Here is a 16,116-nt window from a genome sequence, read left to right on the forward strand (position 1 = left end):
AAAAGTATATACGTTTTTTGCATAGATATGCCTGAAAATTCATCAGACGAAAAAAATGATCAGCGGCGGGCCGGCTTCACTCTTCGTGAGCTTGAGGTTCTGCGTGCGCTGGTCGAAACGGGAAAGACGACAGTAGCGGCACAGCGCCTTGGGCTGTCGCAGTCGGCAGTCAGCCGCGCGCTGGCCGAACTGGAAGCGACGCTCGGCCGCAAGCTGTTTGATCGTTCGGGTGGCAGGCTGGTGCCCAATTCCGATGCGCTGGCTGTCAACGACGAACTCGGGCCGATCTTTGCCGCGCTGGCCCGCATCGTCGACCGGCAGGCTGCCGGGACGGGTTCGCATACCGGCATGCTGCGCATCGCCGCGCCGCCGACCATCGCCCACCGATTCCTGCCGCCGATCGTCGCTCGTTTCACCAAGGCCAATCCGCAGCTGGAAGTCGTGTTCGAGGTTCTGTCGAGCGACGTTCTCGTCACCAACACTGCAGAGGACCGCCACGATATCGGCGTGACCGACACCGCCGTCGCGCATGACAGCGTGCACAGCGACCTGTTGATTGCGTCGGAGGCGATTTGCGCCCTGCCGAGCCGGCACCCCCTGGCTGCGCGCGACGTCATCCGGCCGGAGGATCTGGAGGGCCAAGCCTTCATCGTTTTGACGCGGCGCCATTCCGGCCGCACCCAGACCGACCGCTTGTTCGACAAGGTCGGCGTGCGACGCAACGTGGTCATCGAGACTGCGACGGCGGTCTCGGCGGCCGAATTCGTGCGCGAGGGCCTTGGGGTTGCGCTGCTCAACCCGTTTCCGATCGTCCACCAACTCGGCAGTGGCATCGTCGTCCGACCGTTCGAGCCGGCCATCCCCTACCGCACCTGCTTTCTCTCGCCCGCCAGCCGGCCGCTGTCGCTCGCCGCGGCGGACTTCATGACGCTGGTGCGCAAGAGCCTCACCTGATCGCTTTCCTCACGCCTTCGCGCGCCGTCTCCCGAACGGCGCTCCCCTCCCGGAGTCCTCCAATGCCTTCTCAGTCCAGCCCTGACATCCTCAAGAGCCTCGTCAGCTTCGATACCACCAGCCGCGGCTCCAACCTGGCCCTGATCGACTATGTCGAAGCCTATCTCGCCGATCTCGGCGTTGCATCCGAGCGCATTTATGATGCGACCGGCGAGAAGGCCAATCTCTGGGCGACGATCGGTCCGGCCGATGTTCGCGGCATCGTATTGTCCGGGCATACCGACGTCGTTCCGGTTGATGGTCAGGCGTGGCAGAGCGATCCGTTCACGCTGACCGAGCGGGAGGGCCGCCTCTTCGGCCGCGGCGCCTGCGACATGAAGGGGTTTCTCGCCTGCGTTCTTGCCGCCGTGCCGTCGATGCTGGCCGCCGACCTTGCGCGCCCGATCCATCTGGCTTTCTCCTATGACGAAGAGGTCGGCTGCGTCGGCGTCATCGGCTTGCTCGAAGCACTCAAGGGCCGGCCTGTCACGCCGCAATACTGCGTCGTCGGCGAGCCGACCGCGATGGAGGTGGTGGTCGCCCACAAGGCCAAACGCTCGATGCGGGCGACGGTCACCGGCCGCGCCTGCCATTCCTCGCTCGCGCCGCAAGGCGTCAACGCCATCGAATACGCCGCTCTGTTCATCGCCAAGCTGCGCCAGATCGGCGCGCGCCTCGCCAAGGACGGCAAGCGCGACGAGGCCTATGACATTCCCTTCACGACAGCCCATACCGGCAAGATCCACGGCGGCACGGCGCTGAACATCGTGCCGGACGTGTGCCACTTCGAGTTCGAATTCCGCGTCATGCCGGGCGAAGATCCGGATGCGCTGGTCGCCGAGATCGCCGCCTTCGCCCGCGATGTACTCGAGCCGGAAATGCAGGCGATCGCGCCGGAGACCGGGATCGCGATCGATGTCTTTGCGGCCTTTCCTGGGATCGAGACCGCGCCGGACGCCGACCTCACCCACCTCGTCCAGCGCTTTGCCGGCCGCAACGGCTTCAGCAAGGTCGCCTACGGAACCGAGGCTGGCCGGTTCAACGAGATCCTCGGCATCGAGACGGTCATCTGTGGCCCCGGACGCATTGTCGAGGCGCATCGTCCGGACGAATATGTCGAGATCGCCCAGCTCGACCGCTGCGACGCCTTTCTCGCCCGCCTCATCGAGTGGGCGCAGCTCAAACAAGTTGCCGGTTCAGAGATTATTCGGGCCCGCGGATGAGGCGTTTGGGGGCGAAGTAGAGCATGGTCGGCGTCCGTCGACTATGACCATGCGCCCAAGATTGCCCGCTCGACAGCACGGTCGATCGGCGCCGAGCGCCGTCGCCGACTAACAACTTAGGATACGCTCGGGTCGCCCTGAATCATTCCCACTCGATTATCTAAGTAGTAAAGAACCGTTTGAAATAACTGGATAATTTTCTCTCAAGGCGAGCAAAACCCGACGCTCGGGCCGTCAAAAAGTTACGCTATTGATTTTAAAGGGAAAATCGCCGAAAAATAATTTTTAGGTTTCGTCAACTATCGGGACCAGTTGGACGATTTTTCACTTCGCGGCGCCCGGCAGCCTACTCGGCTCCCGTCAAAAAGTACCGTCATTCAATCCATATCACGCATCGCGGGCGGATGCCATCCGGTCGCAGGCGAGCGGCCCGGCGCGAACCATCCAGGCTGGCCTCCAGCCGCAGCGTTGCTGGGTTGAGAAAGATCAGGCCAATTGGGGGAATTATCGCGCATGTGAGATGCGCGATAATCAGAACCACTCAAAGCAAATTCCGACCGCGCTACAGGTTCGGCTTGTGACATCACTGCTTCCTCGGGGGGGAGATTGTGAAACACCTATCAGTCCAAATGAATAGCTTCCGAGCCCAAAATCACCCTTCGATCGCACAGCTCAATATGCCATATATGACTGATTAATGCGATCTATTGTGCATATCTGATGTTTAAATGGCAAGAGCGAGGTCGGTCTGCTCATTGACGAAGGCGGCTTCATATTCGCGCGCTAGAGTACCCGAGACGCCCACCTGTCGAAGCACCTCACGCCATCCATCGGAAATGCGCAGCGCCGTCTCGCGGATCATCCGGCGAGCATCTGCTTCGGCGATCTCGAAGAACTCGCACGCTTCGAGGGCCAGACGGATGGACCGATCGTGCGCGCCGCCCTCAAGGATCGCCGTTTCAAGATGCGGATTGCGATCCGGCGCAGGGTTCACATCGAAAACCGGCGACAGGCGCCAGCGACCGGATCCCACATAGACGAAGCCGTGGTTCTTCAGATGGTCGTCTTTGTTCGACACAAGGATGGTGAAGACCAGGCGTAGGAAGAGCTCGCGGAAATCGGCTTGCGGATCGGCGGCATAGGCCCGCATGAAATCGACGATCTCGGTATAGGAGCCGAGTTCGGTCCCGATCTTCCCCAGAGCGGTACGCGCCGAGATATAGGGAATACGCGCGATCCCGCGCCGATCGAACCGCTGGATCAGCGCCACCGGAAACGGCGTGTCGGTCAACTCCAACCTGACCTCGGGCGTGCGGATGCCGCAGGCACGGGCCAGGCGAAGCGTCGCAACCTCAACGCGCTCGATCGGCTGCTGGTCGTGGACCGAGGTGAACTTGGCAAGCCAGAGCGTCTCGCCGTCCCGGACATTGGCCTTGGGACGCGCGCCGCCGGAACCGCCCGCGCCAGCGAGTGCCTGCATCTCCTCGGCGGAAATCTCCCTGCCCTGCTCATAGGCCCGCGCGATGGCGGTGATCGCCTGCAGATCGACCAAACGCGGCACGGCGTCGGCCGCTGCACCCCGGATGATCTTCCCGGCATCATCGAGAAATCGCAGCGCGCCCTGCCGACAGGTATCATCGGACAGGGTCAGATATTCGAATTCGGAAAGGCCGTTGCCATAGGCGCGTTCGAGAAGCCTGCGGCCCCAGCTATCCGGCGCGGCGTCGGCGAACACACCCGCCAGTGCGTCACGCATGTTTCCGGGCTGGCCGGACATGTGAAATGGTCCGCCTTCAAGTGGCAAGGTCGGCTGTACGGCGAAGGCGCGGGGATTCTCGATCCAGGCAGGATCATAGGAGAAGGTCGAGAACTGCCGCGGCCCGGCCTGCGTGAAGCGCAATTGGCCGACCGGCGTCTGGCTCTCGCCGAGAGCGACATGGGCTGTGTAGTCTGGCATCAGAAGGCCGCGCCGTCCGGATCGACGACATCCGCTCCATCCTGCGGAGACTCTTCCCTGGCTTTCTGCCTGCGTAGCGTGGTCGCGAACGACCTCCCGCGACGTGGCAGTTGTTCGGCGGCCAGCGCCAGGCCCAGATCGTCCTTGCGGATATCAATCAGGTCGGCGAGCCTTTCGACAAGGCCCAGGACGACCAGGACATCGGCCAACGTGCCGATGGCGACGCCGGGGTCACCCTTCTCAAGGCGCGTGACGGTGCTCGGCGACGTGCCCGCACGCACCGCCAAATCGGCCACGGCGATGCCGCGCCGCAGGCGCGCGCCGCGAACGTCGTGACCAAGCCTTTCGAGGGCGGACTTTGATTTTGGCGAACCCATCACAACCATCCAGATACGATAATTAATAACACTTATATCGTCATATATGACGAATTACTGAGTTCTTCAAGGGGCAGATATACAAACGGCGCCAGAATTGGCGCTCACGATCAAGCTATGTCAGAGATTTATATAGATATATTGACTTTGTCAGCAATGTCGCCTATTTTCCCGACATGGGAGGCGATCATGACTGACGGACCGTTCAGAAATGCGGAATTGCCCGGCCGCTGGAAGCGCTACGGCCAGGAACTGGTCAGCGATGCCGCGAGCTCGGAAGAGCGCACGATGCATGCGTGCCACAGCATGATTGGTGACGTGGACATGAAGGCATTCAGTCCTCTTTTCGATGAACTCAAAACCCACGCCGAGCGTGCCCAAATGGACCTGGACCCTGTCACGACAGTCGAAACGATTTTCGAGAATCATGCGCCGTCGCCTTTGGCGGACGCCTTACAACGGCATTTGATAGCCAACCTCCGCGATCAAATATCTCCCGACAAGGCCCTCAGTCAGGCGCTCGAAAACACGGCAAAAGAGTGGATCGGCACCACCAAGAATCGGCTCGACGAAGAATGCATCCGTGCCCGCGAGCTCGGCGACATGAGTCGAGAAGATTACCGGAAGGGAATCGAGCGGAACCGCGAGACGTTCGCTGCGATCAAGTCCAGTGAACTCAGCGGCGCGTTAGCAACTGGCAACAAGCGCGCTTTCCGTCAGGCAGTTCAGAAGAAATCCGGCGTAGATGCGGGACCAGAATAGTGAGCGTCGATCCGAAAATGTCACCAACGCAGGTTAAATGCCTTTTCGTTATCGAGAAGGGACAGCATCCGGGTCGCATGCCCCCAAAGGACGCTGTGATCGCGGAGATCGGCCGTCACATTCACTTTAATGCGGCGGTCCTAGATACCTTCGACGTAAAGGGATTCGAGGCGCTGCACTATGACATGCTCGTTCTCTGCGCCGCCATCGAGTTCGCTGACCGGCGTTGGAAGCGCCCCTTGGGATGGCGCCGCACCTTGGATGTGGCGGTCCCAGTTATTGACCTTAAGACTTGGCAGAAGCCGGACGTTCTGAAGGCCCTGCACAGTGTCTTGAACCACCTGACCGGCGACGCGTGGCAATTGACCTTTGTTCAGGCAAAGAACCTTTCGCCGATCGGCTCGCGGCAGATGCCGTTGGACTTCGGCAAGGCCAAGACCTTCGCCGTCGCTTACAGCGATGGCTTGGATTCGCGTGCCGTCTCGGCTCTGAGCGGGAACGAGGCTGAGGCACTGTGTATCCGGGTCGCCGGCAATCGCCAGCGCCGGAAAAATGGTGATAGCTATTTCACGCAGATCCCGTTCAAAGTGAAGGGGTATCGCGGCAACGAGAGTAGCTTCCGCTCGCGGGGATTTCAGTTTGCGGCGGTGACGGGGATTGCCGCGCAGCTTTCAGGTGTGACGCGTATCATTGTTCCGGAGAGCGGCCAGGGCGCACTCGGGCCGGTTCTGCTTCCGCTGCACAACATCTACGCCGACTATCGCAACCATCCGACGTTCTTCCGGAAAATGGAGCGGTTCATCAAGGCAGTGCTGGGCTCCCGGGTCCGGTTTGAGCAGCCCCGCCTGTGGTCGACGAAAGGCCAGACGTTGCGCGCGTTTTTGAGCATGGTCGGAAAGTCCGAACAGCATCTGACGAGTACCCATTCTTGCTGGCAAACGCGCCGGGTCGTCAATGTAGGCGGCAGGAAGCAGTGTGGCCTGTGCGCTGCCTGCTTACTGAGACGCCTCAGTCTGCATGCCGCTGGCGTCAACGAAGCGTCTGGCACGTATGTCGTGTCCAACCTTGCCGCTTCTGACGCGTCCAATGCTTTGTCGGTCATATCCCAAAAGGCTGATCGGGACATCATGGTCGAGTATGGAAGCGTCGGTGCGCGCCACCTGCAGCACCTTGCGGATATGGCCGGCCTGCCGGACGACGCCCTTCGCGTTCACGCCTCGCAAATCTCGGCCGCGATAGAGGAAAGCTACGACGAAACGCTGAAAAAACTGAGGACGATGTTGGTAACGCATGCTGGGGAATGGCGGGCATTTCTGTCCGCGCAAGGAGATCAAAGCTTTTTGAGGAGCTGGATGGATGGAGGGCGCTTTGGCCGATCTGAATGAGCTGAGCGCACAGGAAATAGGACGCCGCCTGCGGATAGCACGGGAGAACGCAGACATCCGCCAGGATGATGCCGCCCAGGTCATCGGCATGTCCCGCCCCACCCTTGTATCTATCGAGAAGGGCGTGCGCCGTGTGCGTATCCAGGAAATCCAGATGCTCGCCCGCCACTACGGCGTATCGGTCAATGCCCTTCTCCGCCGCGAGGCAGTGCATACCGACTTGATGCCCCGGTTCCGCAAGTTGAGGGAGGCCGAGGACGCACACACCACAGAAGCCGTTCAGCTATTCAACGACCTGATCAAAGCGGACGTTGAAATGGAGAATATTCTCGGCATCCAGAGGCGACGAAATTACCCTCCGGAGCGCGGCATCAACGAAGGCGATGTTGTGGCTCTCGCCGAAAAGCATGCCAAGGAATTGCGCGACTGGCTGGGCCTCGGCCCGGGACCGATTGCCGACATCTTCTCGGTCATCGAATTGGGTCTTGGCATCCGATTGTATCAGCGTCGTCTTTCCTCCAGTTCAAAGGTCGCGGGCCTCTTCACCTACGATGAAAACGTCGGCGCCTGCATTCTTCTCAATGCCAACCATCCATTGCCGCGGCGTATGCAGTCCGCGGCGCATGAGATCGGCCACTTCTATGGCACCCGCCAGACCCCTGAAGTGCTCGAAGACGATGAGAAGTTCCTCTCACGCGATGAACGCTACGCCAACGCCTTCGGCCGTGCATTCCTGACGCCGGCCGAGAGCTTCTCAGAAAGCTTCCGCCAACTGAAGGAGATCACCGGAAAAACGACTAGGCGCCTGATCATTCTCCTCGCCCAGCAATACAATATCTCGCGCCAAGCGTGCGGGCTGCGGCTTGAGGAATTGGGCCTGGCCAAGAAGGGCACTTGGGCATGGTTCGAAAACAACGGCGGCATCACCGATGACCATGTCCGAGAGGTCCTCGGCGAGATGGCGGATCGCCGCGATTCGGCGAAGAGCGACGCGGACCGACCCATTTCCCACCGCCTGAGCCTAATGGCGCATGCCGCCTGGAAGCGCGAGCTTATGTCAGAAGGACAACTGGCCGAGCTGCTGAAGGTGCGGCGAGTGGAACTTCGCGGTGTTATCGACCAGATCGAGCTTGAGGAAAGAGGCACGGATGAGTTGCTCAAGCTCCCTGATTGATATCGTGGATCCGCTGATTCTCGACACGAGCGTTCTGATCAACCTCCATGCTTGCAAATATGGCGAGCGCATCCTCACGGCCATCCCCAACGATGTGGTCGTTCCGGAGATCGTGGCTGGGGAGTTGGAGCACGAGACGAGCCGACGGAACGGCGAGCACAACTTTCTGCATGGCCTCATGACAGACGGAATTGTGACGCTCGCCACTATGACCGACGCGGAGTACGAAATTTTTGGCGACCTTACGACTGCCTCGCCCTCCCTTGACGACGGCGAAGCTGCGACCATCGCAATCGCTGCGGCCAGACAACTTCTGCCGGTTATCGATGAACGGAGGGGGCGAAGCCGCGCCAGCGCCCTCCTGCAAGCGCGAACTCCGGGCTGGTCGTTAGACCTTTTCCGTCATCCGGCGGTCATCGCCATTCTTGGCGATCAGGCCGCCGTCGAAGCGCTGTATCTCGCGCTTCGCGACGGTCGTATGCGAGTCCCATCGGAAAGCGGGGATGGCGTCATCGAGCTTATAGGGATGGAGCGTTCGCGCGATTGCACCTGTCTCCCCGGATATAGAGAGCGATTTGTCGACGTGCGCCATACGGCCACCGCAGTGAAACCTGCATTGCGAATTTAAAGGCCGGGATCTCTCACACCGGCATCAAGAGCAGATGTGGTTCATCTTGGTTATGAACTTCTTGCGCAAATCCGTGCTCGGCGGTGCATGCAGGTCTGCAAGATAGCTGTCGAATGCCTTGGTCAGTTCTCGATGCAGTCGGCTGCGATTGATCTCAATCCTCCCGTCATCATGAAAGACGAAGACCGGGCCACTCTTCCTCACGACGATGCGGTCGGTCGAGCCCGTATGATGGAGCGCGCAGCGACCCTGTTCAAAGACGTTGACCGCCAGATCGTCCGCGCTTTTTCCGGCCGGCACGCAGGAAATGAATGCAGGCCATCCTGTCAGAAACGCCTTGAAGAGTGCCTTGCTATGGGTTCGATGACTCGTCAGTCCTCTTCTGAATCCTTCTATGGTCTCGATAAGGAGGAAGTCGATAGCGAGGACTGCGAAGCCGTTTGTTCCACGGCCCTTGCCATTCTCCGAATTGATCAGAATCTGCGCGGGCTCGATAAAACGGCTTCGGATGCGCGCGTCGAATATTGCGAGCGCCTTATTCCACTCTGCTGTGCCACTTTCCGCCTCGTTCAGCGTTAGGCTGTTCCATTCCCTGACCCTATGGCCGGGCGCGATCTCAAAATCCCCCGGCAGCGTTACTGTTCCCATCGTTTTCTTCCCGTTGCTCTTCATCGCCGATGGTGAGGCGGCCCGGAGGCTCCACTCGCGGCCTTTCGACCGGCCCTCCACCGATGCGGTGTATCGCTCTTGTCCCGCCGACCAATTGAAGAACACGGCCGCATCCAGCGTGATGTCTTCACCAAACGCCTCGCCCGAAATTTTCAGAGGCATATTCCGCAGGGCCGATTATTTTCGTCGCCAAAGTAACTTGGCGACCAGCTCGATGGATAGGTTCTGCGCTTGTTCGGTAACACCAACATTGGCATGCCCAATGAAGATCACACTAAATTATCATACGGACGCTATACTTTTCATCATTTTTCCAACATACGTCGTCTTGTCTTCATCCTGAAAGAGAATGTTGCGTGCCTCCATGGCCGGTTTATCTACTGTCCAGAGCAGTCGCATCACATGCGAAGGAGTATTTGAAACAATGAAGCTGCTCAAGCTCACCAATGGCTCGCCAAGGCGACGCTCGATATCCTTGATGGTCTGAAAGAACTGAATCTTCGGATCGTTGAAGCCGATGTTGCGAATACCTTTCGGGTCAACAAAGGCGATGAACTGCCTCCCGCCGGAAACCAGCCAAAGAATGAAGTCGGGATGAAAATTGCCCGCTTCGAAGAACCCGACGCCGCGCCCTTTGCTCAGGTTGCGAAGGAGATAGAGCTCCTTGTCGGCGAAAAACTCCGGCGCACCGTCGTGGAATGCCTTTACATCCTCAACCAAATTGCGCTCGCCCTTGTTAAGCGGCACCGGACTGACCTCGACGACGTTCTGATCGAGATAGAGGAGCGGCTCGTACAGGTGCCTGCCGAACCAGATCGCCTTCATGCCACTGAACTCCCACGGCTTCAGGTTTCCGTTCTCGATCAAGGCCTTAAGTTCAGTGAGTTTGGCGACGATCTCTTCCTGCGACCGGTCGAGGAGGATGCGATAGTACCCTTCGCCGTCCTCGTCCTGGCCCTTCGGAAAGTTCGGATCGTTTTCAGTCAATTCCTGATATTCGAGATGGGGCAGCTCCCATTCACGCTTACGGAAGGTGTAGTAGCGCTCGGTGAATTTCTTGAGCAACGATAGCGCGATCTCCTCCCAGAGGCGCACCTTCTCGAACGAGTCGCATGCGAGTTCTTCGGCCGGGATCAGAAGCTGATACCAGCTCTGATCGGCAAGGAGGCCAGCAATCCCATCTGCGGAAAGGTTGAGATTGTACCAGCCACGCTCCGCCTTGAACCGCTCCAGCTCGAAATAGAGCCTATCAAGGTCAAGGAATGCGATGTGCTTCGCAGTCAAGTGAGCGTGGTTAGGCGCGGCCTCGACGTCGCCACCCGCGACGCCGCCCGATTTCATGGCTTGGATTTTCGGGTACCAGTTTAGGACAACCTGGTTCTTCTGAAGATAGGCGGTCGCCTCCTCCTTCGCCGGGTCTGGCGTTGCCAGCATAGGGATCGGACCCAGGCGCCGGAAGGCGTCGCCAAACTCGGTACTGACACCGTTGATCGTGTTCTTGAGGCGGATGGTCTTGAGTTTTTGCGTGCCCAGATTTTTGATGATGGGCAGCATGAACTCGATGCGGTCATCATTTACCGGCAGACCTTCCTCTTCGAGGAAGTCGCGGAACTGGGCCATATAGTCCGCGCGAATACCAAAGATCGAAAGCGTTTCCATGACGCTGATATGTTTCGGCCGCTCCATTTCATCCGGCAGTTGGGCCTTGCCACTGCGTTTCAGACTTGAACCATAGCCCTTGAGCCTGACGCCGCGACCGAAGAGCTGGATGATCTGCGAGCCCTCCGTCTGGCCGACATTCATCAGACCCATGGTGCTGACGCGCCAGCTGTTCCAGCCCTCGGTGAACTTCTTGGAACCGATCAGCAGGTTGACGGTCGACTTCGGTGTGTTGATCGCATGGAAGAGCGAGCCTGCGAACTCTCTGTCTTCAGTGGCGATTCCGTTGTCTTCGCATAATTTGACCAGCTTGGCATCGTCGCCAACGTTGATCACACCGAACGGATCGTTGTCGCCGACGCGTAGCGCGATCTCGCCAGTGGCGCCTTTCAGGTTCTCGACATGGAGTGCGCCACCACCTGCCGCGTTGAACAGTATTGCCAACGTCTCATCGAAAACCTGGGTCGCGGAGAGGCCGGTCGTGTTGAGATAGGTGAAGCGACCTGCGAAGAGGTTCTTTCCGCCAGCGGTGACAAGCCCCTGATTAAGCACGCGCTCGATGCGCTCAATGCTCCCAGAGCGATCGGACACATAGCGCGACAGGAACTTCAGGATCTCGATGATGTCGGATGCATCACGCGAGGCGAGAGTCTTCGTCACGCTCCCGCCGACAAAAATCCAGAGCGGCTTGTCGATGTTGAAAGGGCGGAAGGCGAAGCTCTGCTCCTTGTAGAGCCGTTGCTGCTGGAAGAAGGCCAGCAGGCAGGCCACCAGATAAGCGTCGAGATGGTTCGCCTGGGTTCCCTCGTCGAGGTTGAGGATCTGGTAGTCCTTGCCAAACCCGTCGCCGTAGAAATAGCGGTAGGAATAATCGAACAAGATGCTCTTGGCATAAGTGTCGGTGAGTGCGCGGTTTCCCTTCACGGCCTGCCCGAAGGTCGCGGAATATTCGAACGAGAAACCCTTCTCGCAGAGCGCGTTGCGGAAGCGCATCCAGGCGCCTTCCTCGCCGCCCGACGCGCCGCGATGGCCCTCGTCAACCAGCACGAGGTTGTTGCCCTCGAAGGCGTCGATGGCGATGGTCTTGTCGCCCATCTCGTCCTTGAGCTTATGGATGTCGAGGATCTCGATCCGCTGCCCGGCAAACAGCCCGGTGCCGTCCTTCTGGAACAATTCAGCGGCAAGTCCCGCCGCCTCGAACTCCCGCAAATGCTGCTGGCTGAGGCCTTCGTTCGGCGTGAGCAGGATGATGCGGTTCAGTTCGCGGCGTCGGCCGTGTTTGTCGAGATAGAACTGATATTGCAAGATGTTGGCATGCATCAGCAACGTCTTTCCGCTGCCGGTCGCACTCCAATAGGCAATCTTATTGATCTGTGACCACGCCTCGCCGTCTTCCTTGAACGGCGCAATGTGGTCCGCCGCTGGCTTGTCGGCATTGCATGCGGCGACCTGCTCGTTGATCGCTTTCAGCAGCGCGACTGGATCTCGGAAATAGCGGTCGAGATAGATTTCGGTGAAGAGCAGCGTCAGGTACTGGAAATACTTCCAGACGATCGGCGCTTCGCCGCGCGTAATGCGACGCTCATTCAAACGCTGGGTGTGCTTGACGATGTTCTGGTCGTATTCGAGCAACAGATCAGTCGGCAGCTTGGTCAGATTGAAAAGCTGTGCCGTCAGCGCATGATGGAAATGATGGACGTTGTTCTCGTCCATTCCTTCCAGCTTCTCGTTGCGCAGATGCTCGGCTAGTTGCTCGAACCGATTCACCTCGAACAGCGAGAGCAGCCACTGGTTCAGGGCAAGCTTATGAACAAACCTGATCTGCGGCTTGCCAACACGAGGCTTTGATTTGGTTGCAGCGCGGGCCATCACAGGCCCTCCGCGTCAAACATCAGGCGGTGGAAATCCTCTTCGATCAGGCGGACCTTCCATGTGTCATCGGCCGCTTTCAGGTTCTCCAGATTATTGTCGCCGTTGGCGTAAATCAGGCCGAATTCGCTGTCCTTGGCGGAATAGCCGGCGCGCGTGAACCACGTGTCGAGCACGAGATTGTCATGTTCGGCATTGCCGGTGAGCTTGCGCCAGATAATTAGCGCGCGGCGCCCATCAGGTGTGGTGCCTGTCACAGTGCGGAACCACCAAGGACCGCCCGCGTCCTGGCGTAAGCGCCCCTTGAGGATGAGCCGCCCCTCGGTATCACGCTCAAACTCGGCGGTGAAGGTCTGCGGTGCGGCAATGCCCTGAACGGTAAGGCCAACCAGCCAGTTAAACGTCTCAAGCAGATCGATATTCACCTCGCGGCTTTCATCTGATCCCGGTCGCTTCACCTTGAGCTGGTAGGCGGTCGGGTCCGAGAAAGCCTTGATGTTGAGAAGCGACTGACTGCCGCGCGTCTCCACGTCGAGCATGTAGCGGAGTAGATATTGCTCCTTGAGGCGATCGGCGCCCTGCGCTTCGGCGGATGCCAAAAGATCGTCCTGCCGCGCTGAGCGGCGCGGTACCAGATTGTTAAGGGCGTCTTCGTAGGATTCGAGGCGGACGATCTTGATGACCGCACTCCCTCCGTCATGTGAGCGCGGCACGCCGGCCTTCCAATCACTGGCGTAAAGGGCTTTGAGAATGCGCGGCTTGGTCAGCGTGTCGAAATAGTGGCCCATTTCCACAGTAAAAAACTTCCGTTGTCCGCCGTCTTCTCGGTTGGCCTGAACGACAGCGTGGGCCGAACTTCCACTCCCGCCAAAGAAGTCCGAAAACCAGCTATCGGCCTTGGTTGACTGAAGTACGAATTTCTTGACGAATTTCGAACTCTTGGGCGACAGGAAGAGCCCCGATTCCCCGAACAAATTTCCGAGTTCGGCTTCGCCATCGTTGTACTCATAGAAGACACTTGTGCCGATGTTAGTCTCCACTTCGTGGAGGAATCCCTTTGTCCTCGGAACTTTATTCTCGTCATCTCCCCAAGCAATCCGCTTATCGGCTTCCAGCGATTCAAACGACCGACGATCAGCATTGTTGTTGTCCGGCTTCGCAGGGAATTTCCAACCACTTTGCGGATGCGGACATGGTTTGCCAGTCACCGGGTGAACAGGCTTGTAGTATCTGTAATTGGGATGGTTGACGTCCTTTGTAGTTGGCGATTGTTTGGATGCGGGCGCGCCAGTAGGGATTTCACTCCATACCCAGAGCTTCGCCTTGCGTTGTCTGGCCTCCTCTTCGGGAACATAAATCCCGGCTGCATCGCGATACTCCGCACGATTGTACGGATAAAGCCCGCGCCAAGGGTCCTGCCGTTTCGCGTCCTCCCACTCTTGTCCGTTCGCTTCAACCTCGGCTCGATACTCCTGCTTGTGCGTCTCGAAGAGTGCCTGCAGTGCTTTCGACACGTCGTTGAGCGTTGGAAAGTCCGTGTCTAGTACCGCGAGAAGCTCCATCACTTCGGAGAAGCCAGGTTTCGGCTCACGGAACATAGCCTTATCAGCTTCCACGGCAGCGCGATTGCTCGCGTAGACCTCCACGTATTCATGATTGGTGGAATAGTTCGGTAGCTGACTGTTTGCGGTCGCCTGCGTCCAGATTAGTTCCTCGATATGGTTCTCCGCCCCGAAAACTTCGTCGAGAGCGTGCTCCAGAATAGTTCTCTCGGTCTTGTCGATACTCACGAAGATCGCCCCATCCTGTCTCAGGAGTGGATGACAGGCGGCAATTCGGTCTCTCATCAAAGTCGCAAACGAGGAATGCTTGTAATTGTTTTTATAGGGAATCGAGCTGCTGGCCGTGTTGTAGGGAGGGTCGATGTAGATCGATTTGATAACGTCGCTAAAGCGCCGGCGGGCTAGCGTGAGCGCGTGGAAGTTATCCGAGTGAACCATAATACCACTCAGCGCCCTGTCCAGTTGATCTTGCGAAGAGAGGACACCCTCTAGGAATTGAGTATCGAATAGAGCGGTGTCTAGAACGAGTGCTTGGTTAGCATTGAGAAATTCAACGGACAGTGGTTCCGAGTATCCTTCCTTCTCTGTGATTGAAAAGAGCTTCACCCACTCCTTGCGCTGCGCATCGTTGGCGGCAATCTCCGGGTAGAGCTCCTCCGGAATTCGGTCCAGCGTGATGCAGTAATTCGTCTCGACGACGAACTTCTTCTTCAGCCACAGCTTTTTCTGGAAATCCTCAAGCTGGGCAAGGAAGTCGATGACCTTGCCGGCAATCCGCCGGATCACCTTGATCTTCGAGAGATATTGCTCGACGCGCGGCGCGGTATCGCTCTCGATGTCGTCGAGATGCATCACCTCGTTCTTGACGTAAAAATCCAGCTCGCGACGCAGGAAGCCGCCAAGGTCCTTGTGGATGAAATAGTCGAAGGTGTTGCGCGCGGTGTAGCGCTTCAAATGCCCTTCGAGGCGGGAAAGGCCGGGAGTGTCGCCGTTCAGGTTCACATGCGGCTTGGCGAGTTCGGCAATCCACGCCGTGAAGGCGGCATCCGTGACCGCCAAAACACGAACGACAGCGGACGCCGTGAGGTCCTTCTGTGCCGGTGGCTTCTTCTTCCCCTCCCGCTCACTCTCCGGCCAGTCGGTCAACGTCGCTGGGCGATAGGCAAAGCGTAGAACCAGATCGCCGTCTTCCTCGGCGATAAAGTCCTCGCCCGCCAGTATGAAGGCGCGATCCTTGCCCTCGGCCGCCTTAACGTTGCCGTGCTCGCCCTCGGCGGCATCCACCAGCCGGAAATGGACGCGCATAGGCTTGGCCACATCGTCGGGCTTCAGCCGGAAGGCGTAGTCGCGCAGATATTCGCTGGTCTTGATGTAATACTGGTCGCGGTTGGCCCAGTGAAGTTTAACCTCTTCGCCTTCATAGGGGATCGCGTAGACGCCCGGCCGATAGACGCGCTTTGCGAGGAAATCGCCCTCCGAGTAGTAGCGGCGGAAGAAGCTGAACAGATGGTCGTAAACCTCGTTCTCAAGCCCGCCGATATCGACCGCGTCGTTGGCGAGCTTGGCGCGCAGGTCCTTAACCTTCGGCAATGTTTCGGGATCGGCGCCGAGGCTCTGCGCCTGCTCGATCGCCTTGGCGAGTTCCTTCTCCAATTCGGCCTTGTCGGACGTCTTGTAGAGGCCGAATGCCAGCTTCACCTGCGGCAGCAGATCCTTGTCGAGGAACTGCGTCACCTCGGCGCTCTTCGCGTGCATGATCCGGTAGAGGCCGAAATCCAGATCGGGCTGGTCGAGCTGGAACAGCTCCTTCAGCAAGGTTTTCAGCTTCTCGAATTTCTGGCTCATCACGCTTCTCGAT

The 16,116-nt window shown here is 58.7% G+C and carries 11 protein-coding genes and 1 pseudogene; 7 read left to right on the forward strand and 5 right to left on the reverse strand.

Going from position 1 to position 16,116, the window contains the following annotated elements; translation table 11 throughout:
- Positions 1-27 precede the first annotated feature (27 nt).
- From RBJ75_RS29470 to argE, 3 genes and pseudogenes are all read left to right on the forward strand, one after another.
- Positions 28-192: pseudogene (locus RBJ75_RS29470) on the forward strand (LysR family transcriptional regulator); the annotation flags it as partial.
- A gap of 156 nt (positions 193-348) precedes the next feature.
- The gene (locus tag RBJ75_RS08200; protein WP_317528874.1) at positions 349-954 is read left to right on the forward strand and encodes a LysR substrate-binding domain-containing protein; all 606 of its coding nucleotides are present in this window, start codon (positions 349-351) and stop codon (positions 952-954) included.
- A gap of 62 nt (positions 955-1,016) precedes the next feature.
- The gene (gene argE / locus RBJ75_RS08205; RefSeq protein ID WP_044413798.1) at positions 1,017-2,216 is read left to right on the forward strand and encodes an acetylornithine deacetylase; all 1,200 of its coding nucleotides are present in this window, start codon (positions 1,017-1,019) and stop codon (positions 2,214-2,216) included.
- Positions 2,217-2,940: 724 nt separating this feature from the next.
- Here the strand turns inward: argE and RBJ75_RS08210 are convergent.
- Together RBJ75_RS08210 and RBJ75_RS08215 are read right to left on the reverse strand one after the other, a co-directional pair.
- Positions 2,941-4,173: a type II toxin-antitoxin system HipA family toxin gene (locus tag RBJ75_RS08210; protein WP_044413800.1), complete on the reverse strand. Its 1,233-nt coding sequence runs from the start codon at positions 4,171-4,173 to the stop codon at positions 2,941-2,943.
- Entirely contained in the window at positions 4,173-4,550 is a 378-nt protein-coding gene (locus RBJ75_RS08215; protein WP_080901099.1) for a helix-turn-helix domain-containing protein, read from the reverse strand. Before RBJ75_RS08215 ends, RBJ75_RS08210 begins: the two co-directional genes overlap by 1 nt.
- A 189-nt stretch (positions 4,551-4,739) precedes the next feature.
- Between RBJ75_RS08215 and RBJ75_RS08220 the strand changes: the two genes are divergently transcribed.
- Genes RBJ75_RS08220 through RBJ75_RS08235 form a run of 4 tightly spaced genes read left to right on the forward strand, consistent with a single transcriptional unit; the run spans position 4,740 to position 8,499 of the window.
- Complete coding sequence (locus RBJ75_RS08220; RefSeq protein ID WP_044413853.1) at positions 4,740-5,312, forward strand: hypothetical protein; 573 nt, start codon at positions 4,740-4,742, stop codon at positions 5,310-5,312.
- Positions 5,312-6,697 (forward strand): 7-cyano-7-deazaguanine synthase, encoded by a 1,386-nt coding sequence (locus RBJ75_RS08225; RefSeq protein WP_234707441.1) that lies wholly within the window; start codon positions 5,312-5,314, stop codon positions 6,695-6,697. Before RBJ75_RS08220 ends, RBJ75_RS08225 begins: the two co-directional genes overlap by 1 nt.
- Positions 6,681-7,871, forward strand: coding sequence for an XRE family transcriptional regulator (locus tag RBJ75_RS08230; protein ID WP_080901100.1), 1,191 nt, complete (start codon positions 6,681-6,683; stop codon positions 7,869-7,871). The genes RBJ75_RS08225 and RBJ75_RS08230 overlap by 17 nt, the downstream gene beginning before the upstream one ends.
- A 4-nt stretch (positions 7,872-7,875) precedes the next feature.
- Positions 7,876-8,499, forward strand: a complete 624-nt coding sequence (locus tag RBJ75_RS08235; RefSeq protein ID WP_234707442.1) for a DNA-binding protein — start codon at positions 7,876-7,878, stop codon at positions 8,497-8,499.
- Between the two features lie 24 nt (positions 8,500-8,523).
- On the opposite strand, the gene RBJ75_RS08240 is transcribed toward RBJ75_RS08235, so the two are convergent.
- From RBJ75_RS08240 to RBJ75_RS08250, 3 genes are all read right to left on the reverse strand, one after another.
- Positions 8,524-9,330, reverse strand: a complete 807-nt coding sequence (locus tag RBJ75_RS08240; protein WP_044413812.1) for a hypothetical protein — start codon at positions 9,328-9,330, stop codon at positions 8,524-8,526.
- A gap of 120 nt (positions 9,331-9,450) precedes the next feature.
- Entirely contained in the window at positions 9,451-12,696 is a 3,246-nt protein-coding gene (locus tag RBJ75_RS08245) for a DEAD/DEAH box helicase family protein (protein WP_044413815.1), read from the reverse strand.
- The gene (locus tag RBJ75_RS08250; protein WP_044413856.1) at positions 12,696-16,103 is read right to left on the reverse strand and encodes a DNA methyltransferase; all 3,408 of its coding nucleotides are present in this window, start codon (positions 16,101-16,103) and stop codon (positions 12,696-12,698) included. The genes RBJ75_RS08245 and RBJ75_RS08250 overlap by 1 nt, the downstream gene beginning before the upstream one ends.
- Between the last annotated feature and the right edge of the window lie 13 nt (positions 16,104-16,116).

This window comes from Rhodopseudomonas sp. BAL398, from assembly GCF_033001325.1.
GTDB lineage: Bacteria > Pseudomonadota > Alphaproteobacteria > Rhizobiales > Xanthobacteraceae > JARJEH01.